Source organism: Acidovorax sp. PRC11, from assembly GCF_031844105.1.
In the GTDB taxonomy this organism is placed as follows: Bacteria; Pseudomonadota; Gammaproteobacteria; order Burkholderiales; family Burkholderiaceae_C; genus Paracidovorax.
Map to the genome: position 1 here is coordinate 70,024 of NZ_JAUZUQ010000007.1, position 26,057 is coordinate 96,080.

Consider the following 26,057-nt stretch of genomic DNA (forward strand, 5'->3'; position numbering starts at 1 on the left):
GGCGGCGGACCGTGACGTGATCACACCAGCAAAAGCCCTCGCAAGAGGGCTTTTTCCATGGGCGCCGGGCGGCGCCCGGTAGTAGGGGCGTTTCTGCTGATCGGCTCGCCTCAGCCCCCGCTGGTCTCCAGCACCGGCTCGCAGTCGATCTGCGTCTTTACCGAGTTGGCCAGGAAGCACGACGCATGGGCGCGGTGGTGCAGGGCTTCGAGCTGTTCCGCGCTGGGCGCATGCGCCGCGTCGAAGCGCGTCACGGGCCGCAGCCGCACGTGGGTGATGGCGATCTGGCCGGCCTCGTTTTTCGCCATGGTGCCGGTGGCCGCGTCGGTGTAGCTGTCGAGGCGGAAGCCCGCGCGGCTGGCGAAGTCCATGAACCACAGCATGTGGCAGCTGGAGAGCGCGGCGATGTAGGCCTCTTCCGGATCGACCGCGGCCGCGTCGGAGTAGGGCAGCGGCACGACGTGGGGCGACGACGAGGCCGCCACCGTGGCCCCGCCGTCGAACTGCCAGGTGTGGGCGCGGTGGTAGCGCTTGTCCAGGAAGTCGTCGGTGCCGCGCTGCCAGGCGACGGTGGCGGTGTGTTCTGCCATGGAGGTCCTCTTTCCCTGCAAGGATGGGTTGCGGTGGGCCGCCAGTGTAGGGCCGGCCCGCCGCATCCCGCCTCACCTCACCTCACCTCACCTCACCTCACCTCACCTCACCTCACCTCACCTCACCTCACCTCACCGCATCTCCGCGCCGCAGCGCGCGCGGCGGCCGTCAGAACAGCTTCACGATGGCCGGCACGCTCAGCACTGCCGTGTAGTAGCCCATGAACTGCACGCCCGTGTTGAACCCGAAATTCCGCGACAGCAGGCCGCCCAGCAGGCCCATGGTCAGGATCACGAGCAGGCCCAGCAGCTGGCCCTCCCACACGCTGATGACGATGATCAGGCCGACGAAGGTGGCGATGATCGCCTCGTGGCTCACGCGGCGCGAGACGAACAGGGCGGCGCGGCGCGCGAAGTTCATGGCGAACGGGTACGACACCACGGCCGCCAGCAGCACCGCCAGCATGCCGTAGCCCAGGAACTCCCAGTGGTTCAGCAGGTTGTGCAGGTTGTGCGTCTGGCCGGTGGCGGCATCGACGGTGAAGCGCGGCGGGGCGTTGAAGAGCGGCGCGGCCGGGCCGGCGGCCACGGGACTCAGCGGCAGGCCGAAGGCGATCAGCGGGATCAGCGCCTCGGCGATGTAGGTGGCCTCGGTCACGCCGTTGCGCGCGCTCAGCACCGTGGTGAGGCGGTGGTAGGCGTGCTTGATGCGCGAGCCGACCAGCTCGCCCAGCACCACCGTCATGGCGACGGGGCTGAACACGAAGGTGGCGCTGGAGATGGTGGCGGTGATCAGCGTCCAGCGGGTCTGCACGCGGTCCATCACCTTGAACGGGTTCGGGAAGTAGCCCGACCAGCCCTTCACGTCCGGTGCCAGGTTGAACTGGCGCACCTGATCGCGCAGCATGCGCTGGCGGCCGGCCGGCGCGATCACGGTGAACAGGTCGGCGATCAGCGGGCCGATGGCGATGCCGAGGAAGTAGCTGATGCTGAGCTTCACGTCGTATTTCGCGGTGAGCGCCTGCAGCGCGATGATCACCACCACGAAAGGAACGAGCAGCGCCACCGAGGCCCAGCGGCCGGCCGAGAAGTAGGCGATGAGCAGCGCGGCGGCCAGGAAGATCCAGGGTGCCGTCTTGGTGATGGCGGCGCCGAACGGTGCCAGCATGACGGCGAAGAGCACGGCCAGCGGCACGGCGACGAAGGCCGCGACGATCGCGCCCGAGACCATCTTGCGCAGGGCGATGTGCGGCACGCCGAGCTTGCGCAGCATGTTGGCGTCCTGCAGCAGCGGCGTGGCCAGCGTGTCGCCCGGTATGCCGAGCAGGGCGGTGGGCACGGCATGCGTCATGTGCTTGGCGACGGCGCCGGCCAGGAAGAAGGTGAACACGCCGGCGGGCGGCACGCCGAGCAGCACCACCAGCAGCGTGAGCGGTGCGAGCGTGGTGGTCTCGTCGGTGCCCGAGACCAGGCCGATGGCGGCGAACACCACGGCGCCGACCAGCCCCATGGCGGCCGCGACGGCGATGTCGTTGAGGAGTTGCGGATCCATGTCGTGGCTCCGGGTTCAGCGTGGCGCGCGGCCGGCGGCCGCGGTCTGCGTTTGCGTTTGCGTTGGCGTGGATGGCGCTGCCTGTGCGTTCTGCACGAACAGGTCGTAGAGCTTGAGTTCCTTCAGCTCCTGCACCACCGCGGGCGGCAGGTCGGCCACGGACCCCAGGCCGCCCGGCTGCGCGGCCAGTTCCTCCAGCACCTCGCGGCGCCAAGCCGGATCGGTGGAGGTGTCCTGCTCGGTCACTTCGCGCTTGGGCGGGAAGGCGCGTGCGCAGATCACGCCGGCCGCCACGCAGCCCGCCAGGCCCGCCAGCATGGCGTAGGCATGCGCGAGCTGCTGCGATGCGACGACCGTGGCGAGCCAGCGGCTGGCCAGGAAGAAGCCGGTCACGCTGATGCCGATGCCGATCGCGATGGACCAGGCCAGGTGCCGCAGGTCGACGGTGTCGCCCCAGACTTCGGCCAGCCGCCAGCCGGCGGGATCTCGGGTTGCCATGGTGTTGTCTCCTTCGTTGTGTGTCATTGCGGGAGGGGCCGTGCACGGGCGGTCCGTCGCCGTCCGGCCGGCGCCCATCCGGATCGATCAGGCCCCGGCGCGCAGTTCCTGCAGCACTTCCCGCGCGCGGTCGGTGCGCACGTCGTGCTCGGCGGCCAGGCGTTTGGCCACGGCCTCGACCTCGTCGCCCGTGGCGCCGGCCACCAGCGCGATGTTGCGGGCGTGCAGGGCCATGTGGCCGCGCTGGATGCCTTCGGTGGCCAGCGCCCGCAGCGCGCCCAGGTTCTGCGCCAGGCCCACGGCCGCGGCGATCTCGCCGAGTTCCTGGGCGCTCTTCACGTCCATCATCCTGAGCGCGAGGCGCGCCAGCGGATGCGTCTTGGTGGCGCCGCCCACCAGGCCCACGGGCATGGGCAGCTCGATGGTGCCGACCAGCGCGCCGGAGTTGTCCTTCTCCCAGCGCGTGAGCGAGGTGTAGAGGCCGCCGCGGCTGGCGTAGGCATGCGCGCCGGCCTCCACCGCGCGCCAGTCGTTGCCGGTGGCGACGATCACGGGATCGATGCCGTTCATGATGCCCTTGTTGTGCGTGGCAGCGCGGTAGGGATCGATCGCGGCGAAGGTGTAGGCGTCCAGGATGCCTTCGATGATCTCCTCGCCGCTGCGCTCCTTGGTGGCGAGCGTCTGCGCCGTGAGCCGCACGCGGGCGCGCGCCAGCCGCAGGTCGGCCAGGTTGGAGAGGATGCGCAGGCGCACCGATCCGCCCGTGATCTCCTCCAGCAGCGGCGCCACCGATTCGGCCATGGTGTTGACGGTGTTGGCGCCCATCGCATCGCGCACGTCCACGATCAGGTGCATGACGATCATCGCGCCGCGCGGGGAATCGGGGAACACGTGCACCTCGATGTCCTTGCAGCCGCCGCCCAGCTGGATCAGCACCTTGTCGCGGCCGTTGGCGCGCTCGATGATCCGGTCGCGCGCCTGCAGCACGGCGATGCGCGCGCCGTAGGGATCGGTGATGCCGACCACCTGCACCTGCGCGCGCATCAGCGGCAGCGTGCTGGAGGTCTGGAAGCCGCCGTCCTCGCGCGCCAGCTTGGCCATGTACGAGGCGGCGGCCACGATCGAGGGTTCCTCCACGGCCATGGGGATCAGCACGTCGCGCCCGTTGATGCGGAAGTTGCCGGCCACGCCCATCGGCAGCTCGAAGGTGCCGAACACGTTCTCGATCATGCCGTCGGCGAGCGGCAGGGGCAGGGCGCCGGGCGCATCGAGCAGGGCGCGGTCCTCGGCGCCGAGGCCGCAGGCGTCGATGAGGAAGTCCCGGCGCTGTGCGGGGGTGAGGGAACGGAACTGGGGCAGTCGCGAGTCGGCAACCATGGAAGGCATCTCCTGGAGTCAAGAATCTGGTCGCCGGACTGTAGGCAGACTGTACCCTTTGAGAAAGGTACAGTTTGCGCGAACAGTACCATCGCACTGCAACATGAACGGAGGCCGCCATGGCCCAGACCCCCACCAGCGCGCGGAGCCGCCAGGCCCCCATCGCGGAACGGCTCGCGGACCTGATCGGCCAGCAGATCGACGACGGCGTGTACCGGCCGGGCGACAAGCTGCCCTCGCTGCGCGAGCTGGCGCAACTGCACCGCTATGCCAAGAACACCGTGGTCGCCGCGTTCGACCTGCTGGTCTCGCGCGGCGTGGTGGAGCCGCGCCGGGGCTCGGGCTTCTACGTGCTGGGCCCGGCGCGGCCGGCGCAGCGGGCGCAGGAGGAATCCGGCCAGCTGGGCCGGGCCATGGACATCGTCTGGCTGATGCGCGAGCAGCTCAAGACCGAACCCGGCGCCGTGGCCGTGGGCGACGGCTTCCCGCCCGTCGAATGGCTGGCCGACATGCGCCTGGACCGCTACCACCAGAAGGTGGTGCGCACGGGCCTGGGGTCGCTGTTCCGCTACGGCAGCCGCTACGGCTACGGGCCGCTGCGCGACAGCCTGGTGCGCAAGCTGGGGGATTTCGGGCTGCAGGCGGCGCCCGGGCAACTGGTGCTCACGCACGGCGCCAACGAGGCCATGGACCTGGTGATCCGCTACTTCGTGCCGCCGGGTGCCACGGTGCTGGTGGACGAACCGGGCTACTACCCGCTGTTCGGCAAGCTCCAGCTCGCCGGCGCGCGCGTGATCGGCGTGCCGCGGCTGGCCGACGGGCCCGACGTGGCGGCGCTGGAGGCGTTGCTGCAGCAGGAGCGGCCGCGGCTTTTCTTCACGCAGTCGCTGGCGCACAACCCCACGGGCTCGGACATCACCGCCGCGAAGGCCTACAAGGTGCTGCAATTGGCCGAGCGCCACAACCTGCTCATCGTGGAGGACGACCCGCTCGCGGACTTCAAGCCCACCTCCGCGGTGCGCCTGTCCACGCTCGACCAGCTGGAGCGCACCATCTACATCGGCAGTTTCTCCAAATCGTTCTCTGCCGCGCTGCGCGTGGGCTTCATCGCCTGCAACGATGCGCTGGCGAGCGACCTGGCCGACCTGAAGGCGCTGATCCACGTGAGCGGATCGGAATACTGCGAGCGCATGGTGGACGTGATGCTCCGCGAGGGCCACTACGAGCGCCACCTGGTGCGCCTGCGGCAGAAGCTGGGGCAGGCGACGGCCCAGGCACTGGCGCTGCTGGATGCCCAGGGCTGCGAGGTGTTCGCACGCAGCGCGCAGAGCCTCTACCTGTGGGTGGCGTTCCCGGGCGTGGAGGATTCGCTCGACTGGGCCGCGCAACTGCTGCAGCACAGGGTGAGCATGGCACCGGGGCGGGTGTTCCAGGTGGACCCCTCCAGGGTGTCGCGCTGGTCGCGCTGCAACGTCAGCGCGGTGCTGGACGAACGGTTCCAGCGGGCGATCATCAGCACCGCAGCCTGAACTGCTGGTCCCGCGCCTCGCGGCGCTCGGTGCGGATGCGGTCGAGGTCGTAGTAGCGGCTGCCCGCCCGGCCCATGGCGTCCAGCTCGGCGATGCGCCGCTCCAGGCCGGCGCAGACGGCGCGCGGGTCCGGCGCCATCGCCGCAGCGGGCGCATCCTGGAATCCGCGGGGCTGCGGCGCGGCGAGCGCTGCCATCTGGGCGCGCTGGGCGCTCGCGGCCGCCACCTGGTCCTGCCAGCGCAGTCCGCCCGGAACGGTTTCCGTGCGATCGAGCCAGGCCCCATGCGCATGGCAGTGCTGGCGGGACCAGAACTTTCCGCCGCCCTTGCCTTCGCAGAGATAGAGCGTGACCGGCGCGTCCTCGCGTGCCGATGCGCCGCCTGCGGATGCGACCGGCGGCGTCGTGTCCACCGCGCGGCCGCCCCGGCAGGCCTCCTGGGTGTAGGTGTTGCCGCAGCGGTAGACCGCCTGAGCATGGGCCGCCGGCGACATGGCCGCGCACCAGACCGCCGCGGCGAACGCCGCCCTGGCCAGGGCCCGGTGCGCGCGGAACATGCGGCCCATGCGGTGCCAGCCGGGCACCGGGCCCTGTGCCGGCGGCTGAATCGGATGCGGCGCGCCCGTGCGCTGCAGCGGCGTCGGATGAAACGGCATGCTCCCTCCCGGATGGGCCCGCTGTGCGGGCTCCTGGTTCTGATCGAACGGATGTTTCGCCGATCATAGCCGGGCGCACCGGGCGCAAGGGATGCGGCGCCCGGCGTGGTTCCGGGGGAGCGGCCGGCGTCAGGCGCCCCGGCGGGGAGCCGAATCGGGGCCCGCGTCCGGTTCGGTGCGGCCGGGCTCCGCGCCCGGGGCCTGCCCGGGCGTCGGGGGGCGGGGGGATTCGGTGTTCCGGCGGTCGTCCGTTTCCACGAACGTCGGGCTGGGACGGTCAGGGTCCTTGCGGGGCTTGCCGTCGGGAGAGTCGAGCTGGGTCACCATGGTGGTCTCCTGGGGGTGAATGGACGGGGCGGGGTCAGCCGCGCGCGGCGGTGGCACCGCCCTGCTGCAGCGTCTTCAGGATCTGCTCGTTGAACTGCGGAATGTCGTCGGGCTTGCGGCTGCTGATCCACTGGCCTTCCACCTGCACGGGCTGGTCGACCCACTGCGCGCCCGCGTTGCGCAGGTCGGTGGCGAGGCTCGGCCAGCTGGTCAGCGTCTTGCCCTTGACGAGGCCCGCATCGATCAGCAGCCAGGCGCCATGGCAGATCACGGCCACGGGCTTGCCGGCGCGGTCGATCGCCTGGACGAAGGCGCGGGCCTTCTCGTGGGTGCGCAGGTCATCGGCATTCACCACGCCGCCGGGCAGGACGACGGCGTCGAAAGCGTCGGGCGAAGCGTCGTCTAGCGTCTGGTCGACGTCGAAACGGTCGGCCTTGTCGACGTGGTTGAAGCCCTGTACCTGGCCGGGCTTGGGCGCGATGATCTGGACATCGTGGCCGGCGCCCTTCAGCGCATCGCGCGGGCCCGTCAGCTCCGCCTGTTCGAACCCGTCGGTGACGAGCAGGGCGACGCGGCGGCCGCCGGACTGGGAAGACGCGCCGGACGTGGAGGACGAAGGGGTGGAGGAAGAGGCCATGGAATGAAAGCTCCGGTGGGTGGACGAAACTTCCAATCTAGGGACGGCCGCACGCCGCGCCTGTCGGCCAAGGGCGATGATCCCCGTGGGTGCCCGCGCGGCACCCGCCCGTCACCGGGCGCGGCAGGCGGCGCGGATGAGCTTGCCGGCAGGGTCGCCCGGAATGCCGGCGAACACCACGGGCGCATCGTGTTCCTTGAACTCGGCGCGGGCGGTGACGGGCCCCTTCCAGTTCGGCTCCTGGTAGTAGCGCAGGGACAGGTACGAGCCCTTGCGCTGCACGCAGTCGAACACGGCCATGCCCTCATACGACTGGTAGGACACGTTGCGCGCGTTGGTGCGCAGGGAGCTGCGCGAAACGCGCACCTCCACCGCGACCTTCTCCTGCCAAGGCATGACCGTGGGGTTGATCTGCACCAGATCGCTTTCGCCGAGTTCGGGAAACCCATGGATGGTGAGCCACTCCTCCTTGCGCTGCACGGTCGCGTCGGGAGGGGCCGCCGGAGCCGCGGTGGACGCCGCAAGCGCGCGGCCGGACACGGCCTGCGCAGGCGCGGCCGGCTGCGCGGCGACCTCGCCGGCGACCAGGGCAGCGACCGACAGAACGATGTGGGCAGGCTGGGGCAATGGATCTCCAGAAGCGGGCCGGGGAAGGAACGGCCCAGACATCTTAAACGGTATTACCCAAAGGATGCCGCACAGCGGAATCACCCCAGTGTGACCCCGGCCGCATCCCGTCAGGGTATTCCTTCGCGGCCCGGTCGAGCGCGGCTCCCTAGAATCGGGGGGAGACAGCCCATAACGACAAGTTTCGGGGCCCTCGCGGCCCCGGGTGACCCAAGGAGCCCGCCGTGCCAGATTCTCCCTCCGAAGCCCCCGCGCCCCGCGCTCCGCAGCGGGTCGTCAAGAAGTACCCGAACCGCCGGCTCTACGACACCTCCACCTCCACCTACATCACGCTGACCGAGGTCAAGCAACTGGTGATGGACGGCGAGGACGTGGCCGTGCGCGACGCCAAGACCGGCGAAGACCTCACGCGCAGCATCCTGCTGCAGATCATCCTGGAAGAAGAGGCCGGCGGCGCCCCGATGTTCACCGAGGCCGTGCTGGCCAACATCATCCGTTTCTACGGCCATGCCATGCAGGGCTTCATGGGCGCCTACCTCGAGAAGAACGTGCAGATGTTCTCGGATTTCCAGGCGCGCATGGCGGAGCAGTCGCACGGGTTCACGCCCGAGATGTGGACGCAGTTCATGAACCCGCAATCGCCGCTCTACCAGGGCATGATGGGCCAGTACCGCGACCAGTCGCAGGCGATGTTCACGCAGATGCAGGAACAGATGCAGAAGCAGACGGAGCAGATGCTCGGGGCGTTCGGCATCAAGCGCTGAAGGGCTGCAAGGGCCGGCCGGCGGGCCTCAGCGGCGCGGGAGGAACACGGCGTCGAGCGTGGCCTTGCCCCCGGAGTGGTCGAGGTCCTTGAAGAAATCGTGCGTGTCCTTGAATTCGACGCATGTCCCGTGGAACGGGTCCCTGATCGTGATGCGGTAGCTGCCGCCTTCCCTCCTGACGTTGTCGAGCACCACGTGGCCGCGTCCCCGGTCCAGGATGGCCGGTCCCAGCGTGCCGATCCGGTCCGCCATCTCCTTCCAGAAGGCGTTCCTCGCCGCGTGGCGACGGCCGAATTGGTGGAAATTGGCCTCGTGGCTGACCACCACGGGTTCCAGCCCGGCCATGGCCTTCAGTGGGCCGGTGATGCCCTGCAGGGAGGCGGCCCGGTGGCCCTCCTCGGGCTGGAACTGGTCGGCCCGTCCGGGCGGCAGGTGTCCCTGGTCGAGCAGCAGCATGAGTGCGCATGCCATGGCGCCCTGGTCCTGGTCCGGCTGCAGGACCAGCATCCTGCCGTCGGGCAGCGGATGGCCCTGGAAGCGTCCCAGCTTCAGCGGAGGCACCGGTCGCCCGTTCACCATGAACGCTGCGCTGTGCCTGTCCGGGGTGAGTTCGATGCCGCCGATCCGCTGCTTCACGTGCGCCGCGGGAATGTCGCAAATGGCTCCGGTGGCCATCAGGTCACGCCGGCCATCCGACAGCGGGGGATAGCGCCGGACGGCTCCATCGGTGGAGGTGGCCAGGACATCCACGCTCAATCTCGTATGGTCCCACGGCATCGGCCCGCCGGGTACGACCGGCCGGAGAGGGGCCCCGCGGGCAAACGCGCCGACCACGTGGGGGTGCAGCGGCGTCCCGCCGGGACGGGTCATGCCCGCGATCCGGTCCAGGGGGAGCAGCGGCATCGTCGTCAGCGCGCCGAGTACCTCGGCCGGCGGTGCGGAGTGGCCGGACGCAGGGCCCGACGCGCCTGCCGCCGGGGGGCGGCCGGTGGGCGGGGCGGCGCCCTGCAAGGAGGCCCGGGGGCGCATGGCCGGGGGCGAGCCGGGGGCGCCCGGGCGGGGCGGCGTCCTTTGCCCGAGCGGCGGGCCTATGTAGAAACTCTCGGCGGCGCCGGATTGCGGCCGGGGAGGGCTTGCGGAAGTTTCGCCCCGTGCGTCCTGCCGCGCATGGGCACGGTTGCCACGGAACAGATGGGTCAGAGAAAGAGGTCTCATGGCGAGGACGAGGTGAGCAGATGGCCCATCGTAGGAAGATGCTCCGGTGCCTCCCCCGGGCGATCGCGAAGGCGCGCGCCGCGGCGCGAATGCCTATGATCCCGGCACACCACTGCGCGCCCTCCGCCCATGCAACGCTTCACGATTTCCCTCGACGACGAACTCGCCTCCCAGTTCGACGCGTTCATCGCCGAGAAGGGCTATGGCAACCGTTCCGAGGCCGTGCGCGACCTCATCCGGTCCAGGCTGGGGAGCGATTCCCTGGGCGAAGCGCCCGCGGGCGGGCGCCGGCAGGACAGGGATGGGAACTGGTGCGTTGCCAGCGTCAGCTACGTCTACGACCACCACGATCGGACGGTCACGAGCCGCGTCCTGGACCTGCAGCATGACCACCACGATCTGGTCGTCACCAGCCTCCACACCCATCTCGACCACGACCACTGCCTCGAGACGGTGGTGCTGCGCGGGCCGACGGCGGAGGTGAGGCCATGCGCCGAGCGCCTCGTGGCCCTGCGCGGCGTGCGCCATGGCAACGTGCACCTCGTGCCGCTGGAGCCGGGCAGCGGCACCCACTCGCACGGCGGCGCGGGCCCGCACGCGCACCTCAGGCCGCGGAACTGACGCGCCCGCTCCTGCGCCGAACGGCGTATGGCACTGCGGAAAAATGTGTGAAGAATCAGTATTTTTTCATACATCGCCGCCCGCCCCCATGCCAGCCCGTTTTCCCCGCCGTCTGCTCTGTTCCGCGCTCCTCGGAGGCGCGGCCGCCCATGCCCAGACCTCGCACCTGCCCGAGATCCAGGTCACCGGCCCCCGGGATTCGGCGATCGGCTCCGCGGACAGTGCGAGCGAAGGCGCCGTGGAGCGCGCCTCCTACCAGACGCGTCCCAGGCTGCGCCCCGGCGACATCGTCGAGGCGGTGCCGGGCGTGGTCGCCACGCAGCACTCGGGCGACGGGAAGGCCAACCAGTACTTCCTTCGCGGCTTCAACCTCGACCACGGCACCGATTTCGCGGTGGCGGTGGACGGCATGCCGGTGAACATGCCCACGCACGGCCATGGGCAGGGCTACGCCGACCTCCATTTCCTGATCCCGGAGCTGGTCTCGGGCGTGCGCTACCGCAAGGGGCCGTACTTCGCGCAGACCGGCGACTTCTCGCTGGCGGGCAGCGCCTCGCTCGACTACCTCGGCGTGCTGGAGGCACCCTTCGTGGAGGTCACCCGGGGCTCGCACGACTTCAGGCGGCTGCTGGCGGCCGGCTCGCGGACGGTCGCCGATCGGACATGGCTAGGCGCCATCGAGATCGAAGGCAACGACGGCCCCTGGGACGTGCCCGAAAATCTCCGGAAAGTGAATGCCGTCCTGCGCTATTCGCAGGGGTCGCCCGCCCGAGGCCTCAGCATCACCGCGATGGCCCACAAAAGCAGTTGGACCTCGACGGACCAGGTGCCCGAGCGGGCCGTGGACAGCGGCCAGATCGGCCGCTTCGGCAGCATGAACCCCACCGACGGCGGAAAGACGCAGCGCCTCAGCCTGTCGGGCCAGTGGTTCGACAGGGGGCCGGGGGGCGACACCCGGCTCGGCGCCTATGCCATCGACTACCGCTTCGACCTCTTCTCGGACTTCACCTACTTCCTTGCCAACCCTGCGGGCGGCGACCAGTTCGAGCAGACCGACCGGCGCCGGATCTATGGCGTGCACGGCGCGCACACCGCAGGCAACACGGTCGCCGGTTTCGACGGCGCGCTGAGCTTCGGGGCGCAGTGGCGCGGAGACCGTATCGGCCAGGTGGGCCTGTACGACACCGAGGCCCGCCGGCGGACGGGCACGGTGCGCGACGACAGGGTCTCGCAGGACCTGTTCTCGGTGTATGCCCAGCAGCTCGTCCACTTCAGTGACCGGTGGCGCGGCTATGCGGGGGTGCGCGGCGACGCGCTGCGCTACGGCGTGCACGGCCGCGAACCGCGGTACGGGGCCCTCAATGGGGGGCGCGGGAACGACGCCACCGTCAGCCCGAAGTTCGGGATGGCCTTCACGCCGGCGGCGTCCCACGAGCTGTACCTCAACGCGGGCGTCGGCTTCCACAGCAACGACGTGCGCGGCGCCACCATCGCCATCGACCCGAAGACCGGCGATCCGGCCGACCGCGTCCCGGTGCTGGTGAAAGGCCGTGGCGCCGAGGTCGGGTGGCGCTTCCAGCCGGGCGAGGACCTGACGGCGACGCTCGCATGGTGGAGGCTCGGCCTCGACTCCGAGCTGGTCTACACGGGGGACGCCGGCACGACGGAGCCCGGCAGGGCCAGCACCCGGCACGGCGTGGAGGCCACCCTGCGATGGCGGGCCAGCGCGGCTTGGCGCCTGGAGCTCGACGGCGCCCTGTCGCGCGCCCGCTTCCGCGGCGCCGCGCCCGAAGGCGAGGGCAATGACGTCGACAACGCGGTGGAGCGCGTGCTCGCCGCCGGTATCACCTACATCGAAGGCCCCTGGACGGCGTCGCTGCGGTTGCGCTACCTCGGCCCGCGCGCGCTGGACACGCGCAACAGCGTGCGCTCCCGCTCCACCACGCTGCTGAACTGGGGAACGCGCTACGCGGTGGACCGGCAGCTGACCCTGGGGCTCGATGTGTTCAATCTGGCGGGAAGCAAAGGCAACGACATCGAGTACTACTATGCGTCGTGCACCGCCGGAGAGGTCGCCGGCGGGGGCTGCAACGGCGGCGTGAACGGCCGCCACATCCATCCGATGGAGCCGCGCAGCGTTCGGATCAGCGCGCGCTACGCGTTTTAAGGACGCCGATGATCGGGAGCTCCACGCTCCCCGCATTTCACCGCGGTGGAAGCCACGCTCGGCGCCCCGCGCCCGGAACTGGGACAATACGGGGATGAGCGACGTTCTCTCCCCCACGAAAACACCCAAAGTCGGGTTCGTGAGCCTCGGCTGCCCGAAGGCCCTCACGGATTCCGAACTGATCCTCACGCAGCTGAGCGCCGAGGGCTACCAGACTTCCAAGACCTTCGAGGGCGCCGACCTCGTCATCGTCAACACCTGCGGCTTCATCGACGACGCGGTGAAGGAAAGCCTCGACACCATCGGCGAGGCGCTGGCCGAGAACGGCAAGGTGATCGTCACCGGCTGCCTGGGCGCGCGCGCGGGCGAGGGCGGCGGCAACCTGGTGCGCGAGATGCATCCGAGCGTGCTGGCCGTCACCGGCCCGCACGCCACGCAGGAGGTGATGGACGCCGTCCACCAGAACTTGCCCAAGCCGCACGACCCGTTCATCGACCTCGTGCCCGGCAATTTCGGCGTGGCGGGCATCAAGCTCACGCCCAAGCACTATGCGTACCTCAAGATCAGCGAGGGCTGCAACCACCGCTGCACCTTCTGCATCATTCCGTCGATGCGCGGCGACCTGGTCTCGCGCCCCGTGGGCGACGTGCTGAGCGAGGCGAAGGCGCTCTTCGAAGGCGGTGTGAAGGAACTGCTGGTGATCAGCCAGGACACGTCGGCCTACGGCGTGGACGTGAAGTACCGCACCGGCTTCTGGGACGGCAAGCCCGTGAAGACGCGCATGCTGGAGCTGGTGCAGACGCTGGGCGAGATCGCCGAGCCCTACGGCGCCTGGGTGCGCCTGCACTACGTGTACCCGTACCCGAGCGTGGACGAGGTGATTCCGTTCATGGCCACGGGCAAGATCCTGCCCTACCTGGACGTGCCGTTCCAGCACAGCCACCCCGACGTGCTCAAGCGCATGAAGCGGCCGGCCAGCGGCGAGCGCAACCTCGAGCGCATCCAGCGCTGGCGCGAGGCCTGCCCCGAGCTGGTGGTGCGCAGCACCTTCATCGCCGGCTTCCCGGGCGAGACGGAAGAGGAGTTCCAGCACCTGCTCGACTTCCTGCGCGAGGCGCAGATCGACCGCGCGGGCTGCTTCGCCTACAGCGACGTGAACGGCGCCGTGGCCAACGAGCTGCCCGGCATGCTGCCGATGGAAGTGCGCGAGGAGCGCCGCGCGCGCTTCATGGCCGTGGCCGAGGAGGTGTCCATCGAGCGCCTGCGGCGCCGCGTGGGCGCGACCATGCAGGTGCTGGTGGACCATGCGCCGGCGCTGGGCCGCAAGGGCGGCACGGGCCGCAGCTATGCCGATGCGCCCGAGATCGACGGCGTGGTGCACCTGCTGCCGCCCGAGAAGATCAGCAAGCAGCTGAAGGTGGGCGAGTTCACGCGCGCGCAGATCGTGGGCGTGCAGGGCCACGACCTGGTCGCAAAACCTATCTAGGCTTCCTCCTGGGGGTCTGGTGTTCGGCCGCCAGGGCGGCTGATCCGCTATCCAAGAGATAGCAACTTTTGCTGCACGCCCGCATGCCGCCTGCATAAGATCGCAGCATGTTCTTCCCGCTGCCGCGCACCGCCACCGCTCCGTTCTGCCCTTCGGAGGTGAAGGGCTCCGTCCGCATCGATCCCGGCCTGCCGTTCCACAAGAAGCTGCTGCGGTACGCGGGCCCCGGGCTGCTGGTATCCGTGGGCTACATGGACCCGGGCAACTGGGCGACCGACATCGAGGCAGGCTCGCGGTTCGGCTACGGGCTGCTGTTCGTCGTGCTGCTCGCCAGCCTGGCGGCGATGCTGCTGCAGACGCTGTGCGTGCGGCTCGGGCTGGTGGCGCAGAAGGACCTGGCGCAGCTGTGCCGGGAACGCTACGGGCCCGCGGCCAACCGGTTCCTGTGGGCGGGCGCCGAGCTGGCGATCATCGCCTGCGACCTGGCCGAGGTGCTGGGCGGTGCGCTGGCGCTGCACCTGCTGCTCGGGGTGTCGATTCCCGTGGGCATCGGCATCACCGCGTTCGATACGCTGCTGGTGCTGGGCCTGCAGGGCGCGGGCTTCCGGCGGGTGGAGGCGATCGTGCTGGGGCTGGTGGGCACGATCGCGGCCTGCTTCGCGGTGGAGCTGGCCTTCGCCCGGCCGCTCTGGTCCGAGGTGGCGATCGGCTTCGCGCCCAGCCTGGAGCGCCTGCAGCAGCCCGGGGCGCTGTACCTGGCCATCGGCATCGTGGGCGCCACGGTGATGCCGCACAACCTCTACCTGCATTCGTCCGTGGTGCAGACCCGGCTGGTGGAGGACAGCGACGCCGGACGCCGCGAGGCGATCCGCTTCTGCACGCTGGACGCGGTGATTTCGCTGTCGCTGGCCCTGCTGGTGAACGCCGCCATCATGGTGCTGGCCGCGAGCGCTTTCCACGACCATGGCCGCCACGACGTCGCCGACATCGCGGACGCCTACCGCCTGATCGAGCCGCTGGTGGGCAGCGCGCTGGCGGCCACGCTGTTCGGCATCGCGCTGCTCGCGTCGGGCCAGAGTTCCACCTTCACGGGCACGATCGCCGGGCAGATCGTGATGGAAGGGTTTCTCCAACTCAAGATTCCCTGCTGGCAGCGCCGCCTCATCACTCGCGTGCTGGCGCTGGTGCCGGCGCTGGTGGGCGTGTGGTGGCTGGGCGACGACGGCGTCGGCAAGATGCTGGTGCTGAGCCAGGTGGTGCTGAGCTTCCAACTGCCGTTCGCGATGTGGCCGCTGATCCGCTTCACGAGCGACCGCTCGCTGATGGGAGGGTTCGCGAACGGGCGCGCGGTGCGGTGGCTGGCCTGGGCGCTGTTCGCGGTGATCTCGGTGGCGAACGTCTGGCTGGTGGGGGCGGTGCTGGCGGGCTGAAGCCTTGTCGGCGCCGCGGCATACGCAATTCCACGGAAGGATTTTGCGAACGGTTGAGCTCTAATGCCGGGGTTTCCACTCATGGACGTGCGCACATCGTCTGCCCGCACTCCTGTTTCCCCATGACCTCTTCCCCCCGATCCTCCATGGCCGCTTCCACCAGCGAAGCCGCCCCTGCCGCGCCCGCGCCATCCAAAGTGGGCACCGTCCTGCGCGTGACGGGCGGCAACTTCATGGAGATGTTCGACTTCTTCCTGTTCGGCTTCTACGCCACGCAGATCTCCAAGGCGTTCTTCCCCGCGGGCGACGAGTTCGCCTCGCTCATGCTGACGTTCATGACGTTCGGCGCGGGCTTCCTGATGCGCCCCCTGGGCGCCGTCTTCCTGGGGGCATACGTCGACCGTGTCGGCCGCCGCCAGGGCCTGATCGTCACGCTCGCGCTGATGGCGCTGGGCACGCTGCTCATCGCCTGCGTGCCAGGCTACGCGACCATCGGCCTCGCGGCGCCGCTGCTGGTGCTGGTCGGCCGGCTGCTGCAGGGCTTCTCGGCCGGCGTGGAGCTGGGCGGGGTGTCGGTGTACCTCGCCGAGATGGCGACGCCGGGCCGCAAGGGCTTCTACGTGAGCTGGCAGTCGGCCAGCCAGCAGGTGGCGATCATCGTCGCGGCGGCGCTGGGCTACTGGCTCAACGTGACCTTCGTGCCGCAGGAGATCGCCGACTTCTACTGGCGCGTGCCGTTCTTCGTGGGCTGCCTTATCGTGCCGGTGCTGTTCATCATCCGCCGCTCGCTGCAGGAGACGGAAGAGTTCAAGGCGCGCAAGCACCGCCCGTCCACGCGCGAGATCTTCCGCTCCATCGTCTCCAACTGGGGACTGGTGATCGCGGGGATGATGATGGTGGCGATGACCACCGTGTCGTTCTACCTCATCACCGTCTACACGCCCACCTTCGGCAAGAGCGTGCTGCACCTGAGCACCACCGATGCGCTGGTCGTGACGCTGTGCGTGGCGCTGTCCAACTTCTTCTGGCTGCCGGTGATGGGCGCGCTCTCCGACCGCGTGGGCCGCAAGCCGCTGCTGGTGGCCTTCACGGTGCTGACCATCCTCACCGCGTACCCGGCCCTGAAGTGGCTGGTGGCCGCGCCGGACTTCGTGCGCATGCTGGAGGTCGAGCTGTGGCTGTCGTTCCTCTACGCAAGCTACAACGGCGCGATGGTCGTCGCGCTCACGGAAGTGATGCCTGTGGACGTGCGCACGGTGGGCTTCTCGCTGGCCTACAGCCTGGCCACGGCGGTGTTCGGCGGCTTCACGCCGGCCGTGGCCACGGGCCTGATCGAATGGTCGGGCGACAAGGCCGCGCCGGGCTGGTGGATGACGGCGGCGGCGGTGTGCGGGCTGCTGGCCACGCTGCGGCTGTACCGCCGGGCTGCCGGGCGGCGGTAACCCCCCGTGGTCAGTTGGTCGGATAGGCCGTGAGAAGGATCCACTGGCTGCCGACCACCTGGAAATCGAGCTGAATGTTCGAGAACTGCGAAGCCGTCTTGGTGGTGCACTGGCCCTGGGCGTTCGCTGCCGTGCAGTTGAAGCCGCCGATCTTGTCTTTTTTGAGCACGCTGTAGACGGTCACCTTCTGCCGGGCGGTGTTGCCAGGGCAGTTGACCGCGGTGCCCGTGTATTTCTTCGGGTCGAGGTAGTTGTTCCAGAAGCCCTTGTATTCCTCCACGCTGGAGAAGAGGGTCTTGGTGGCCTGGCTCGTGCCGGCGGGCGGCGTGGCGCCGAAGACGTGCTGGTTGAGGTGGCCTCCCGCGGCATTGTTGTTGGCCGAGACCCCGCTCTGCTGCACGGATGCGATCGCACGGCACGGCTCGGCCTGGGCCTCGGCCGTGTATATGCCTGCAGCGAGGGCGATCGCTGCAAGCAGAGGGGTGGCAGCGTGCCGACGGAACGCGTGCGGAACGCGCAAAGCCGAAGGTTGGAGGGTTGGCATGGTCATGTGTGTTCTCCCTGGAGACATCTCCATGTCCATTTTTGGGTGGTATGCGGAGCCGCGCGCTGAAGGATCGCTGAATTGTTCTGAAGAGCGCTGAATGGCCCGGTGTAGGCGGGCGAAAAAAAGGGCACCGGCCCTGCGGCCCGTGCCCTTTCCCTGGATGTGCGTGAGCACTCGCCGCCCGGCAGGCGGCATGCCGCTCAGACGCGCTTGCGGTATTCGCCCGTGCGCGTGTCGATTTCGATCTTGTCGCCCTGGCTGACGAACAGCGGCACGGGCACTTCGAAGCCGGTGGCGATCTTGGCGGGCTTGAGCACCTTGCCGGACGTGTCGCCCTTGACGGCGGGTTCCGTCCAGGTGATTTCACGCTCGACGCTGGTGGGCAGTTCGACGGAGATGGCCTTGCCGTCGTAGAACACCACTTCGAGGGACATGCCGTCTTCCAGGTAGTTCAGTGCGTCGCCCATGTTCTCGGCTTCGACTTCGTACTGGTTGTATTCGGTGTCCATGCAGACGTACATCGGGTCGGCGAAGTACGAGTACGTGCATTCCTTCTTGTCGAGGATGACGTTGTCGATCTTGTCGTCGGCCTTGTAGACGTTTTCGGTGCCGAAGTTGCCGATCAGGCTCTTGAGCTTCATGCGCACGGTGGCGGCGCCGCGGCCGCCGCGGGCGTATTCGGTCTTCAGGACGACCATCGGGTCCTTGCCGTGCATGATCACGTTGCCGGCGCGGATTTCTTGAGCGATTTTCATAGCAGATTTGCCTGGGTTGGGGCCGCTCAACGCACCGGAGCGCCCTGCCCAAGCCGGGCAGCGAGGCGCGGCGGATGCGACGAGGGCGCCGGGCATGTTCCGCGGCGGGGGATGCGCCGGCCGCACGCTTTTGCCAAGCGTGCCGGCCCATGAAGGCGCAAAACCCCGGATTTTAGCTTTTTTCCCGTACGAACCCGAGCAGTTGCGTCACGAGGTCGTCCTGGGCGAGCAGCCGCGAGCGCGCCGCCTGCACGCAGCCGCGCCAGTCCGCCAGGGTGGAAGGGTGCAGGGGCGGCACGGCGGCATCGGTGGGGTCGATGCCGTTCCAGGCGTGGTGGAAGCGCCGCAGCGACGCCGGGGCCTGCAGCCAGTCGAGGAATGCGTCGAGCTTGGCGTGGTGGGCGCCGTCGTCCTGCGGGTAGATGTGCCAGACGAAGGGTTGGCCCGCCCAGAGCGCGCGCACCAGCGAATCCTCGCCGCGCACGGCGTTCAGGTCGCAGGCGAGCAGCATCTCGTCGAACGCCGTCTGGGGGCAGGGTTCGAGGAAGGTGATCGGAAAGACCGGCACAGGAACGGCAGGACCGCCTTGCAGTGCCGAACGCACGGCCGCGGTGGCGCGCCCCGGCGTGGCGAGCAGGTGCGCGTCGCCGCGTTCGGCGAGCCGGCCCAGCAGTGCGGGCAGCCCGGCGGGCTCGTAGCAGAAGAGCGAGACGGCGAAGGCTCCCGGCGCGATGCCGTGGCGCTCGCGCCAGCCCGCCCGGTCGAACGCCGCCTGGCGTTCCGGCAGATCGGGCTCGCGCAACAGGCCGCCGGTGCGCTCCGTGAAGCCGGGGTAGAAGAACCAGCGCGTGCGGCCCGCGCCCGGGCCCGAGAAGAGCGGCGAGGGCAGGCGGTGGCTGCGCTCGACGTAGCCCTCGGCCGACAGGTATTCGAGGTTGATCCACACCGGCTGCCGGGCCTGCCCGTCCGCAGCGGGCGGCGGCAGGCCGGCCAGGAAGCCTTCGGGAACGTCGCAGCCGAAGGCCTCGACGAGCACGTCGCACGGCGAGGCGGCGACCGGGCCCGCGGGCCAGGGAAGCACCTCGACGCCCGGTGCGCCCTGCGGCGCCATCCAGGCGAGCGCGGAGGCGTCGTCGGTCCACAGCCGCACGCGGTGGCCGCGTGCGCCCAGCTGGGCCGCGAGGCGCCAGCAGACGCCGATGTCGCCGAAGTTGTCGATCACGCGGCAGAAGAGGTCCCAGGCGGACGGGGCGGTGGTGTGTTTCGGTGCGGTCATGGGGCGTCCTCCGCTGTGGGGGTTTCGCGCAGGTGGTCCACCAGCAGCCGCGCCACGCTGGAGAGCGCGTCTCCCGAGCGCACGCACAGCGCCAGCCGGCGCCGCGCCCAGGGCTCCGCCAGCGCGACGGTGCGCAGCGGCAGGGTGCCGAGGTAGAGCCGCGCACTGCCGCGCGGCAGCACGCCCACGCCGAGGCCGGCCGACACCATGAGGCAGAGCGCGTCGTAGCTCGTCACCTGGATGCGCAGCCGCAGCGGCATCCCGGCCTCGGCCGCCGCGCGCGTCAGCAGGTTGTTGATCGCGCTGCCCGGGTGCACGCCCACGAAGTCGCAGTGCAGCGCCTCGGCCAGCCGCACGCTGCGCCGGCGCGCCAGGGCATGGCCCCGGGGCGCCACCAGCACGAGTTCGTCCTCGCGGTAGGGCAGCAGCGTGACGCGGTCGCCGTAGTTGCCGTGGTTCAGGATGCCGATGTCGGCCGCGTTCTCCGCGACCGAGCGGGCGATCGCGCTGCTGATCTGCTCTTCCAGCCGCACCTGCACCTGGGGGTGCGCCGCCATGAAGCGCTGCAGATCGCGCGGCAGGAACTGGGTGATGGCGGAGATGTTGGCCACCACGCGCACCTGGCCGCGCACCCCCGCACGGTAGTCGCCCATCTGGGCGGCGATGCCGTCCAGGTCGTTGAGCACGCCCCGCGCCATGTCGAGCAGCGCATAGGCGGCGGCCGTGGGCTCGCTGCCGCGGTTGCTGCGCGCGAACAGGTCCACGCCCAGGGCATGCTCCAGTTCCGCGAGGCGCCGGCTGGCGGCCGATGCCGCGATGTGCTCGCGCGCCGCGGCGCGGGCGATGGCGTTCTCCTCCATCACCGCCACGAAGAGGCGCAGGGACACGGGATCGAGTTTCATGGGCGCTAGTCTGCCATGCCGTTTTGCGATGGCACCTTCTCGATTGGGCGTTTTGCGGCCGCGCCGGGGCTGGGCATGATGCGCGCCATGCAGGAGACATCCCCCATGGAATCCACGGCGGCGCGGGCGAACGCCCCGTCCGCCATCCCCGCCACCCCCGCGGCCCTGGCCGGCGTGCGGGTGATCGAGATGGGCCAGCTCATCGCGGGCCCGTTCTGCGGCAAGACGCTCGGCGAGTTCGGCGCCGACGTGGTGAAGATCGAGGCCACGGGCGCGGGCGATCCGTTGCGCAACTGGCGCATGCTGAAGGAGGGCACCTCCGTCTGGTGGCAGGTGCAGTCGCGCAACAAGCGCTCGGTGGCGCTGGACCTGCGCCAGCCCGAGGGGCAGGAGATCGCCCGCCGTCTGATCGCCGAGGCCGACGTGCTCATCGAGAACTTCCGCCCCGGCACGCTGGAGGACTGGGGCATGTCGCCCGAGGCGCTGCACGCGCTCAATCCGGGCCTGGTGATCCTGCGCATCTCGGGCTACGGCCAGACGGGCCCCTACCGCGACCTGCCGGGCTTCGGCGTGATCGGCGAGGCCATGGGCGGGCTGCGCCACCTGACGGGCGAGCCCGGCCGCGTGCCGGTGCGCGTGGGCGTGTCGATCGGCGACACGCTGGCGGCGCTGCACGGCGCGATCGGCGTGCTGACGGCGCTCTACCACCGCAAGGTGAACGGCGGCCAGGGGCAGGTGATCGACGTGGCGCTGCACGAGGCGGTGTTCAACGTGATGGAAAGCCTGATCCCCGAATACAGCGCGTTCGGCGCCGTGCGCGACGCCGCGGGCAGCGCGCTGCCGGGCATCGCCCCTTCCAACGCCTACCCGTGCACGGACGGCTGGGTGCTGGTGGCCGGCAACGGCGACAGCATCTTCCGGCGGCTCATGGAGGCGATCGGCCGGCCGGACCTGGCCGCGGCGCCCGATCTGGGGAGCAACGCCGGCCGCGTGGCGCGCGTGCAGGAGATCGACGCCGCGATCGGCGCCTGGACGGCCGGGCGCACGGTGGCCGAGGTGATGGAGACGCTCGCAGCGGCGCGCGTGCCTGCCGGCAAGGTCTACACGGCGCGCGACATCGCGGAAGATCCGCACTACCGCGCCCGCGAGATGCTGCTGCCGCAGACCACGCGCGACGGCTACACGGTGGAGGTGCCGGGCATCGTGCCCAAGCTCTCGGCCACGCCGGGCACGGTCCGCTCCAGCGCCCCGCGGCTGGGCGACGACACCGATGCGGTGCTGCGCGAGGCAGGCCTGAGCGAGGCGCAGATCGCGCTGCTGCGCGAGAAGGGGGTGGTGCAATGAATGGCAACGCTGTTGGCGGCGTGTGGCAGGGCGCCGGGCGCCGCATCCACATGCAGGAGGTGGGGACGCGCGACGGCCTGCAGATGGAGCAGGCCTTCGTTCCCACGGAAGACAAGATCGCGCTGGTGGATGCGCTGTCGGACGCGGGGCTCGCCAAGATCGAAGTGACGGCCTTCGTCTCGCCCTCGGCGATTCCCGCGCTGCGCGACGCCGAGATCGTGATGCGCGAGATCGCGCGCCGCCCCGGCGTGGTGTATGCGGCGCTGGTGCCGAACGTGCGCGGTGCGGAGCGCGCGATCGAGGCGCGCACCGACGAGCTGAACCTGGTGATGTCCGCCAGCGAAACGCACAACCTCGCCAACCTGCGCATGACGCGCGCGCAGTCGTTCGCCTCGCTCGCGCAGGTGGTGGCCGCCGCGCAGGGGGCGGGCGTGGCGGTGAACGTGTCGCTCTCGTGCGTGTTCGGCTGCCCGATGGAAGGCGACGTGGCCGAAGCCGAGGTGTTCGGATGGGTGCAGCGCTTCGCGGACCTGGGCGTGGCCGGCATCACGCTGTGCGACACGACGGGCATGGCGCATCCTGCCCAGGTGGCGACGCTCGTCGCCGCGGCGCGCGCGCGCTGGCCGGGCCTGGTGTTCACCCTGCATTTCCACAACACGCGCGGCATGGGCCTCGCCAACGTGCTCGCCGCGATCGGCGCGGGCGCCGACCGCTTCGATGCCTCGCTCGGCGGGCTGGGCGGCTGCCCCTACGCACCGGGTGCCTCGGGCAACGTCTGCAGCGAAGAGGTCGTTCACGCGCTGGCGCTCATGGGCTACGACACGGGCGTGGACCTGGCGGCGCTGCTCGCCGCCGCGCGGCGCCTGCCCGCGCTCATCGGCCACGACATTCCCGGCCAGCTCGCCAAGGCCGGGCGGCGCCTGGACCTGCATCCGGTGCCGGCGGATTTCGAGGCCATTCGCGAACGGGCGATGGCGAGATAGCAGAAAAACACAACGATAGGAGACACACCATGCCCACGCTTCCTTCCCTCTCTGGCCGCCTGCCGCGCCGCCGCGCGCTGCAGGCGCTCGCCGCCGCCCTCTGCGCGCCCGCTCCGTTCGCCTGGGCGCAGGACGGCTATCCCTCCAAGCCGATTACGCTGATCGTGCCGCAGGCCGCCGGCGGCGCGAACGACGCGATCGCGCGGGTGGTGGCGCAGCGCCTGTCGGAGCAGATGGGCCAGAGCGTGGTGGTGGACAACCGGCCTGGCGCGGGCGGCACCCTCGCCACCGCGGCCACGGCACGCGCGAAGCACGACGGCTACACGCTGCTGCTCACGGCCGACAGCGCCCACGTCATCGGCCCGGCGCTCTACCGCAATCCCGGCTTCGATCCGGTGAAGGACTTCGAACCCGTGGCGCCGGTGGCCACGGCGGGCTACGTACTGGTCGCGCATCCGTCGTTCCCCGCCAACGACATCGCGGGCCTGATCGCGCTCGCCAAGGCCAGGCCCGGCGAATACGCGATCGCCTCGGCGGGCAACGGCACGCTCAACCACCTGATCGGCGAGATGCTGCAGAAGGCCGCGGGCATCCGGCTGCAGCACGTGCCCTACAAGGGATCGGCCGCCGCCGCGACGGACGTGGCCGGCGGGCAGGTGCCGCTGTCGGTGCAGAGCCTGCCGTCCTGCATCGCCTTCATCAAGGCCGGCAAGCTCAAGGTGCTCGGCGTGGTCAACAGCCGCCCGGTGGCCGCGCTGCCCGGCGTGCCGACGATAGGCCAGACGCTGCCGGGCTTCGGCCAGTCGCCCTGGTATGCGCTGTTCGCGCCGGCCGGCACGCCCGCGCCCATCGTCGCGCGCCTGCAGGCCGAAGTGGCCCGGGCACTGGAGCAGAAGGACGTGGTGGACAAGCTCGCCGGCGTGGGCTGCGAGCCGTTCAAGGGCACGTCCGCCCAGCTCGGTGCGCTGGTGCAGGCCGAGCTGCCGCAGTGGGCGCGCGTGGTGAAGGAGACCGGCGCCACGGTGGACTGACGGCCGCGCGGCGCGGCGCGCAAGCAGAGAACGCAACACATAACGACCCAGGAGACAACGACATGCAACCTTCCTTCCCCCGCCGGCTCGCGCTGGCCACCCTGGCGGCCGCGGCCTGCGCGGTCCTGCCGGCGGCGGCCCTGGCACAGGGTGCCTACCCGGCCAAGCCGGTGACCCTCGTCGTGCCCACCGCGGCCGGCGGCACCACGGATCTCTCGGCGCGCATGCTCGCGCAGGCGCTCGGGCCGGTGCTCGGCCAGTCGGTGGTGGTGGACAACAAGGGCGGCGGCAACGGCAACATCGCGGCCGGCGCCGTCAAGCGGGCCGAGCCCGACGGCTACACGCTGCTCATGCAGTACTCGGGCTACCATGTGATCTCGCCGCTGCTCACGGCGCAGAAAACCTGGGACATGGGCGACTTCCAGCCCGTGGCGAACATGCTCTCCGCGCCGCAGATCATCGTGGTGCGCGAGGGCCTGCCCGTGAAGACGCTGGGCGAGCTCATCGCCTACGCGAAGGCCAATCCCGGCAAACTGAATTACGCCTCGTCCGGCAACGGCTCGCTGCAGCACGTGACCGGCGCCATGCTGGAGCAGCAGGGCGGCATGAAGATGGTGCACGTGCCCTACAAGGGCACCGGCCCCGCGCTGCAGGATCTGCTGGGCGGGCAGGTGGATCTCACCTTCGGCACGGCGCCGCCCTTCATGCCGCACATCCAGGCCGGCAAGCTGCGCGTGCTGGCCGTCACGGGCAAGGAGCGCCTGCCCAGCCTGCCGAACGTGCCCACCACGGCCGAGGCGGGCTATCCGCAGGTGAACGCCACGTCGTGGTTCGCGCTGTTCGCGCCCGCGAACACGCCCAAACCCGTGGTCGACAAGCTGGTGGCCGATGTGCGCACCGTGGTGCAGAGCCCGGCCTTCCAGCAGAAGGCGCAGGAGCAGGGCGCCACGGCCGATTACCAGGCACCGCAGCAGCTCGGCGCGCGCGTGAAGTCGGACCTGGCCAACTGGGCGCAGGTGATCAAGGCGGCGAACATCCAGGCCGAGTGAGGCGACAGGAGAACCGGAGAAGCGTTTTCCAACGATTCCATCGCGCCATTTTTAAGGGTTTCCCCCATTGCGGCTTCGTGCTGCATTTCAGGGCCTCCATGCACCGCATGGGGGCTTTTTTGATGCCGTGCCGCACCAAGGGTGTGCAGCATCGAAAACGCTTTGAATGATTGAATTTTTTCTTTAACATGCGCCCGTTGTAAATTTTTTATCAAACGTTGTCGCCGGAGCTCATGCCGCTTTTGCGGGTTCCGTGCTGCGATCGCCGTCCTTCCTTTCCTCCATGCCCGACCTTCCAGACGTTGCCGGCGATACCGTATCGATCGCGATCCGCATCGGCCGCGCGCGTCCCACGCTGACGCGCTCGCACCAGCAGATGGCGGACTACGTGCTGGCACATCCGCTGCAGGCCGCGACGATGCCGATCGACGAACTCGCGGCGGCGGTGGGCGTGTCCATCGCCACGGCCAACCGTTTCGCGCGGGCGATCGGCCTCGAGGGCTATCCGATGTTGCGGGCCGAACTGGTGAAGGGGTTCGAGGCCATGCTGGCGCCCATCGAGAAGATGCGCATCAAGCTGGAAAAGCCCACCTCCATCCGCGACGTGTTCGCCGCCGCGCTGGAAGAGAGCCAGCGCAACATCGCCGCCACGCGCGAAGCGCTGGACCCTGCCGCCTGCGAGGCGGCGGTGCAGGCGCTGCTGGGCGCGCGCCGCATCTACCTGGCGGGCTTCGGCGCGAGCGGCTGGCTGGCCGGCCTGCTGCAGCGCGGCCTCGACGCGTACTGCGACAACGTGCACCTGCTGGCCGGCGTGGGCGGCTCGTCCTACGGCGCGCGCATGCTGCCGCGCATGGGCGGGGACGACCTGCTCGTCGCCATCAGCTATCCGCGCTACCTCACAGATACCGTGGTGCTGGCGCAGGGCGCCTACGAGCGCGGCGTGCAGGTGCTGGCGCTTACCGACGGGCCGCAGTCGCCGCTCGTGCCGTTCGCCCACGGCTGCCTGTTCGCCCACACCGAAAACCAGTACGCGGCCAATTCCGAATCGTCGGCGCTGGCCCTGATCGAGGCGCTGACCAGTGCGGTGGCCCACCAGTCGCGGGAATCGGTGAAGACCGCCGCCCGCATGACGGAGGCGGTGCTGCCGTGGCTGCACGACAGCGCCCGCAGCCGGCTCGCGCCGCGCTCGGCCGACGCCGGGCAGCGGCGGGCGGAGGCGCGCGCCGCCGGACGCTGAGCACCGCCGACCCGCG

At 70.1% G+C, this 26,057-nt stretch carries 25 protein-coding genes; 12 read left to right on the top strand and 13 right to left on the bottom strand.

What is annotated here, in order from left to right; translation table 11 throughout:
* Nucleotides 1-110: 110 nt before the first annotated feature.
* From Q9R47_RS09845 to Q9R47_RS09860, 4 genes are all read right to left on the bottom strand, one after another.
* On the bottom strand, nt 111-590 hold the full coding sequence (locus Q9R47_RS09845; RefSeq protein WP_311233030.1) for an OsmC family protein: 480 nt from the start codon (nt 588-590) through the stop codon (nt 111-113).
* 169 nt (nt 591-759) lie between these two features.
* Nucleotides 760-2,142: a tripartite tricarboxylate transporter permease gene (locus Q9R47_RS09850; RefSeq protein ID WP_311233031.1), complete on the bottom strand. Its 1,383-nt coding sequence runs from the start codon at nt 2,140-2,142 to the stop codon at nt 760-762.
* Nucleotides 2,143-2,157: 15 nt separating this feature from the next.
* Nucleotides 2,158-2,640 carry a hypothetical protein gene (locus Q9R47_RS09855; RefSeq protein ID WP_311233032.1) on the bottom strand — a complete coding sequence of 161 codons (483 nt, stop codon included), beginning with the start codon at nt 2,638-2,640 and terminating at the stop codon, nt 2,158-2,160.
* 87 nt (nt 2,641-2,727) lie between these two features.
* The gene (locus tag Q9R47_RS09860; protein ID WP_311233033.1) at nt 2,728-4,017 is read right to left on the bottom strand and encodes a hydroxymethylglutaryl-CoA reductase, degradative; all 1,290 of its coding nucleotides are present in this window, start codon (nt 4,015-4,017) and stop codon (nt 2,728-2,730) included.
* A 119-nt stretch (nt 4,018-4,136) separates the two neighbouring features.
* On the opposite strand from Q9R47_RS09860, the gene Q9R47_RS09865 reads away from it, so the two are divergent.
* The gene (locus Q9R47_RS09865; protein ID WP_311233034.1) at nt 4,137-5,546 is read left to right on the top strand and encodes a PLP-dependent aminotransferase family protein; all 1,410 of its coding nucleotides are present in this window, start codon (nt 4,137-4,139) and stop codon (nt 5,544-5,546) included.
* Here the strand turns inward: Q9R47_RS09865 and Q9R47_RS09870 are convergent.
* From Q9R47_RS09870 to Q9R47_RS09885, 4 genes are all read right to left on the bottom strand, one after another.
* Nucleotides 5,530-6,201, bottom strand: a complete 672-nt coding sequence (locus Q9R47_RS09870; protein WP_311233035.1) for a hypothetical protein — start codon at nt 6,199-6,201, stop codon at nt 5,530-5,532. The two genes, Q9R47_RS09865 and Q9R47_RS09870, sit on opposite strands and share 17 nt — an antisense overlap.
* Nucleotides 6,202-6,330: 129 nt before the next feature.
* Entirely contained in the window at nt 6,331-6,528 is a 198-nt protein-coding gene (locus tag Q9R47_RS09875) for a hypothetical protein (protein ID WP_311233036.1), read from the bottom strand.
* Nucleotides 6,529-6,562: 34 nt separating this feature from the next.
* Complete coding sequence (locus Q9R47_RS09880; protein WP_311233037.1) at nt 6,563-7,165, bottom strand: type 1 glutamine amidotransferase domain-containing protein; 603 nt, start codon at nt 7,163-7,165, stop codon at nt 6,563-6,565.
* Nucleotides 7,166-7,276: 111 nt separating this feature from the next.
* Nucleotides 7,277-7,792 (bottom strand): surface-adhesin E family protein, encoded by a 516-nt coding sequence (locus Q9R47_RS09885; protein WP_311233038.1) that lies wholly within the window; start codon nt 7,790-7,792, stop codon nt 7,277-7,279.
* A gap of 224 nt (nt 7,793-8,016) precedes the next feature.
* Here Q9R47_RS09885 and phaR point away from each other — a divergent pair, with 224 nt between their 5' ends.
* Entirely contained in the window at nt 8,017-8,556 is a 540-nt protein-coding gene (gene phaR, locus Q9R47_RS09890; protein WP_311233039.1) for a polyhydroxyalkanoate synthesis repressor PhaR, read from the top strand.
* A gap of 27 nt (nt 8,557-8,583) precedes the next feature.
* Here phaR and Q9R47_RS09895 read toward each other — a convergent pair whose 3' ends face one another.
* The gene (locus Q9R47_RS09895) at nt 8,584-9,306 is read right to left on the bottom strand and encodes a hypothetical protein (protein ID WP_311233040.1); all 723 of its coding nucleotides are present in this window, start codon (nt 9,304-9,306) and stop codon (nt 8,584-8,586) included.
* Between the two features lie 594 nt (nt 9,307-9,900).
* Here Q9R47_RS09895 and nikR point away from each other — a divergent pair.
* From nikR to Q9R47_RS09920, 5 genes are all read left to right on the top strand, one after another.
* Nucleotides 9,901-10,392 carry a nickel-responsive transcriptional regulator NikR gene (gene nikR / locus Q9R47_RS09900; protein WP_311233041.1) on the top strand — a complete coding sequence of 164 codons (492 nt, stop codon included), beginning with the start codon at nt 9,901-9,903 and terminating at the stop codon, nt 10,390-10,392.
* A gap of 88 nt (nt 10,393-10,480) precedes the next feature.
* Nucleotides 10,481-12,559 (top strand): TonB-dependent receptor domain-containing protein, encoded by a 2,079-nt coding sequence (locus Q9R47_RS09905; RefSeq protein ID WP_311233042.1) that lies wholly within the window; start codon nt 10,481-10,483, stop codon nt 12,557-12,559.
* A 94-nt stretch (nt 12,560-12,653) separates the two neighbouring features.
* On the top strand, nt 12,654-14,045 hold the full coding sequence (gene rimO, locus Q9R47_RS09910) for a 30S ribosomal protein S12 methylthiotransferase RimO (RefSeq protein WP_311233043.1): 1,392 nt from the start codon (nt 12,654-12,656) through the stop codon (nt 14,043-14,045).
* A gap of 107 nt (nt 14,046-14,152) precedes the next feature.
* Nucleotides 14,153-15,475 (top strand): Nramp family divalent metal transporter, encoded by a 1,323-nt coding sequence (locus Q9R47_RS09915; RefSeq protein WP_311233044.1) that lies wholly within the window; start codon nt 14,153-14,155, stop codon nt 15,473-15,475.
* A 146-nt stretch (nt 15,476-15,621) separates the two neighbouring features.
* Complete coding sequence (locus Q9R47_RS09920) at nt 15,622-16,917, top strand: MFS transporter (protein WP_311233045.1); 1,296 nt, start codon at nt 15,622-15,624, stop codon at nt 16,915-16,917.
* Between the two features lie 10 nt (nt 16,918-16,927).
* On the opposite strand, the gene Q9R47_RS09925 is transcribed toward Q9R47_RS09920, so the two are convergent.
* From Q9R47_RS09925 to Q9R47_RS09940, 4 genes are all read right to left on the bottom strand, one after another.
* Nucleotides 16,928-17,467, bottom strand: a complete 540-nt coding sequence (locus Q9R47_RS09925) for a hypothetical protein (RefSeq protein ID WP_311233046.1) — start codon at nt 17,465-17,467, stop codon at nt 16,928-16,930.
* Between the two features lie 197 nt (nt 17,468-17,664).
* Nucleotides 17,665-18,219, bottom strand: a complete 555-nt coding sequence (gene efp / locus Q9R47_RS09930) for an elongation factor P (protein ID WP_311233047.1) — start codon at nt 18,217-18,219, stop codon at nt 17,665-17,667.
* A gap of 172 nt (nt 18,220-18,391) precedes the next feature.
* Nucleotides 18,392-19,495 carry an elongation factor P maturation arginine rhamnosyltransferase EarP gene (gene earP / locus Q9R47_RS09935; RefSeq protein WP_311233048.1) on the bottom strand — a complete coding sequence of 368 codons (1,104 nt, stop codon included), beginning with the start codon at nt 19,493-19,495 and terminating at the stop codon, nt 18,392-18,394.
* Nucleotides 19,492-20,397 carry a LysR family transcriptional regulator gene (locus Q9R47_RS09940; RefSeq protein ID WP_311233049.1) on the bottom strand — a complete coding sequence of 302 codons (906 nt, stop codon included), beginning with the start codon at nt 20,395-20,397 and terminating at the stop codon, nt 19,492-19,494. The genes earP and Q9R47_RS09940 overlap by 4 nt, the downstream gene beginning before the upstream one ends.
* 105 nt (nt 20,398-20,502) lie before the next feature.
* On the opposite strand from Q9R47_RS09940, the gene Q9R47_RS09945 reads away from it, so the two are divergent.
* From Q9R47_RS09945 to Q9R47_RS09965, 5 genes are all read left to right on the top strand, one after another.
* A complete protein-coding gene (locus tag Q9R47_RS09945; protein ID WP_311233050.1) occupies nt 20,503-21,741 on the top strand; it encodes a CoA transferase in 1,239 nt (412 codons plus the stop codon).
* The gene (locus Q9R47_RS09950) at nt 21,738-22,724 is read left to right on the top strand and encodes a hydroxymethylglutaryl-CoA lyase (RefSeq protein ID WP_311233051.1); all 987 of its coding nucleotides are present in this window, start codon (nt 21,738-21,740) and stop codon (nt 22,722-22,724) included. The genes Q9R47_RS09945 and Q9R47_RS09950 overlap by 4 nt, the downstream gene beginning before the upstream one ends.
* Nucleotides 22,725-22,753: 29 nt before the next feature.
* Nucleotides 22,754-23,755, top strand: coding sequence for a tripartite tricarboxylate transporter substrate binding protein (locus tag Q9R47_RS09955; protein WP_311233052.1), 1,002 nt, complete (start codon nt 22,754-22,756; stop codon nt 23,753-23,755).
* Nucleotides 23,756-23,817: 62 nt separating this feature from the next.
* A complete protein-coding gene (locus Q9R47_RS09960; RefSeq protein WP_311233053.1) occupies nt 23,818-24,804 on the top strand; it encodes a tripartite tricarboxylate transporter substrate binding protein in 987 nt (328 codons plus the stop codon).
* Nucleotides 24,805-25,087: 283 nt separating this feature from the next.
* A complete protein-coding gene (locus Q9R47_RS09965) occupies nt 25,088-26,041 on the top strand; it encodes a MurR/RpiR family transcriptional regulator (protein ID WP_311233054.1) in 954 nt (317 codons plus the stop codon).
* The last annotated feature ends 16 nt before the right edge of the window (nt 26,042-26,057 follow it).

What these genes read in the sequence shown, in the direction of transcription:
- Q9R47_RS09845 (WP_311233030.1), bottom strand. Translation starts at nt 590, where the DNA reads ATGGCAGAACACACCGCCACCGTCGCCTGGCAGCGCGGCACCGACGAC.
- Q9R47_RS09850 (WP_311233031.1), bottom strand. Translation starts at nt 2,142, where the DNA reads ATGGATCCGCAACTCCTCAACGACATCGCCGTCGCGGCCGCCATGGGG.
- Q9R47_RS09855 (WP_311233032.1), bottom strand. Translation starts at nt 2,640, where the DNA reads ATGGCAACCCGAGATCCCGCCGGCTGGCGGCTGGCCGAAGTCTGGGGC.
- Q9R47_RS09860 (WP_311233033.1), bottom strand. Translation starts at nt 4,017, where the DNA reads ATGGTTGCCGACTCGCGACTGCCCCAGTTCCGTTCCCTCACCCCCGCA.
- Q9R47_RS09865 (WP_311233034.1), top strand. Translation starts at nt 4,137, where the DNA reads ATGGCCCAGACCCCCACCAGCGCGCGGAGCCGCCAGGCCCCCATCGCG.
- Q9R47_RS09870 (WP_311233035.1), bottom strand. Translation starts at nt 6,201, where the DNA reads ATGCCGTTTCATCCGACGCCGCTGCAGCGCACGGGCGCGCCGCATCCG.
- Q9R47_RS09875 (WP_311233036.1), bottom strand. Translation starts at nt 6,528, where the DNA reads ATGGTGACCCAGCTCGACTCTCCCGACGGCAAGCCCCGCAAGGACCCT.
- Q9R47_RS09880 (WP_311233037.1), bottom strand. Translation starts at nt 7,165, where the DNA reads ATGGCCTCTTCCTCCACCCCTTCGTCCTCCACGTCCGGCGCGTCTTCC.
- nikR (WP_311233041.1), top strand. Translation starts at nt 9,901, where the DNA reads ATGCAACGCTTCACGATTTCCCTCGACGACGAACTCGCCTCCCAGTTC.
- Q9R47_RS09905 (WP_311233042.1), top strand. Translation starts at nt 10,481, where the DNA reads ATGCCAGCCCGTTTTCCCCGCCGTCTGCTCTGTTCCGCGCTCCTCGGA.
- rimO (WP_311233043.1), top strand. Translation starts at nt 12,654, where the DNA reads ATGAGCGACGTTCTCTCCCCCACGAAAACACCCAAAGTCGGGTTCGTG.
- Q9R47_RS09915 (WP_311233044.1), top strand. Translation starts at nt 14,153, where the DNA reads ATGTTCTTCCCGCTGCCGCGCACCGCCACCGCTCCGTTCTGCCCTTCG.
- Q9R47_RS09920 (WP_311233045.1), top strand. Translation starts at nt 15,622, where the DNA reads ATGGCCGCTTCCACCAGCGAAGCCGCCCCTGCCGCGCCCGCGCCATCC.
- Q9R47_RS09925 (WP_311233046.1), bottom strand. Translation starts at nt 17,467, where the DNA reads ATGACCATGCCAACCCTCCAACCTTCGGCTTTGCGCGTTCCGCACGCG.
- efp (WP_311233047.1), bottom strand. Translation starts at nt 18,219, where the DNA reads ATGAAAATCGCTCAAGAAATCCGCGCCGGCAACGTGATCATGCACGGC.
- earP (WP_311233048.1), bottom strand. Translation starts at nt 19,495, where the DNA reads ATGACCGCACCGAAACACACCACCGCCCCGTCCGCCTGGGACCTCTTC.
- Q9R47_RS09940 (WP_311233049.1), bottom strand. Translation starts at nt 20,397, where the DNA reads ATGAAACTCGATCCCGTGTCCCTGCGCCTCTTCGTGGCGGTGATGGAG.
- Q9R47_RS09945 (WP_311233050.1), top strand. Translation starts at nt 20,503, where the DNA reads ATGGAATCCACGGCGGCGCGGGCGAACGCCCCGTCCGCCATCCCCGCC.
- Q9R47_RS09950 (WP_311233051.1), top strand. Translation starts at nt 21,738, where the DNA reads ATGAATGGCAACGCTGTTGGCGGCGTGTGGCAGGGCGCCGGGCGCCGC.
- Q9R47_RS09955 (WP_311233052.1), top strand. Translation starts at nt 22,754, where the DNA reads ATGCCCACGCTTCCTTCCCTCTCTGGCCGCCTGCCGCGCCGCCGCGCG.
- Q9R47_RS09960 (WP_311233053.1), top strand. Translation starts at nt 23,818, where the DNA reads ATGCAACCTTCCTTCCCCCGCCGGCTCGCGCTGGCCACCCTGGCGGCC.
- Q9R47_RS09965 (WP_311233054.1), top strand. Translation starts at nt 25,088, where the DNA reads ATGCCCGACCTTCCAGACGTTGCCGGCGATACCGTATCGATCGCGATC.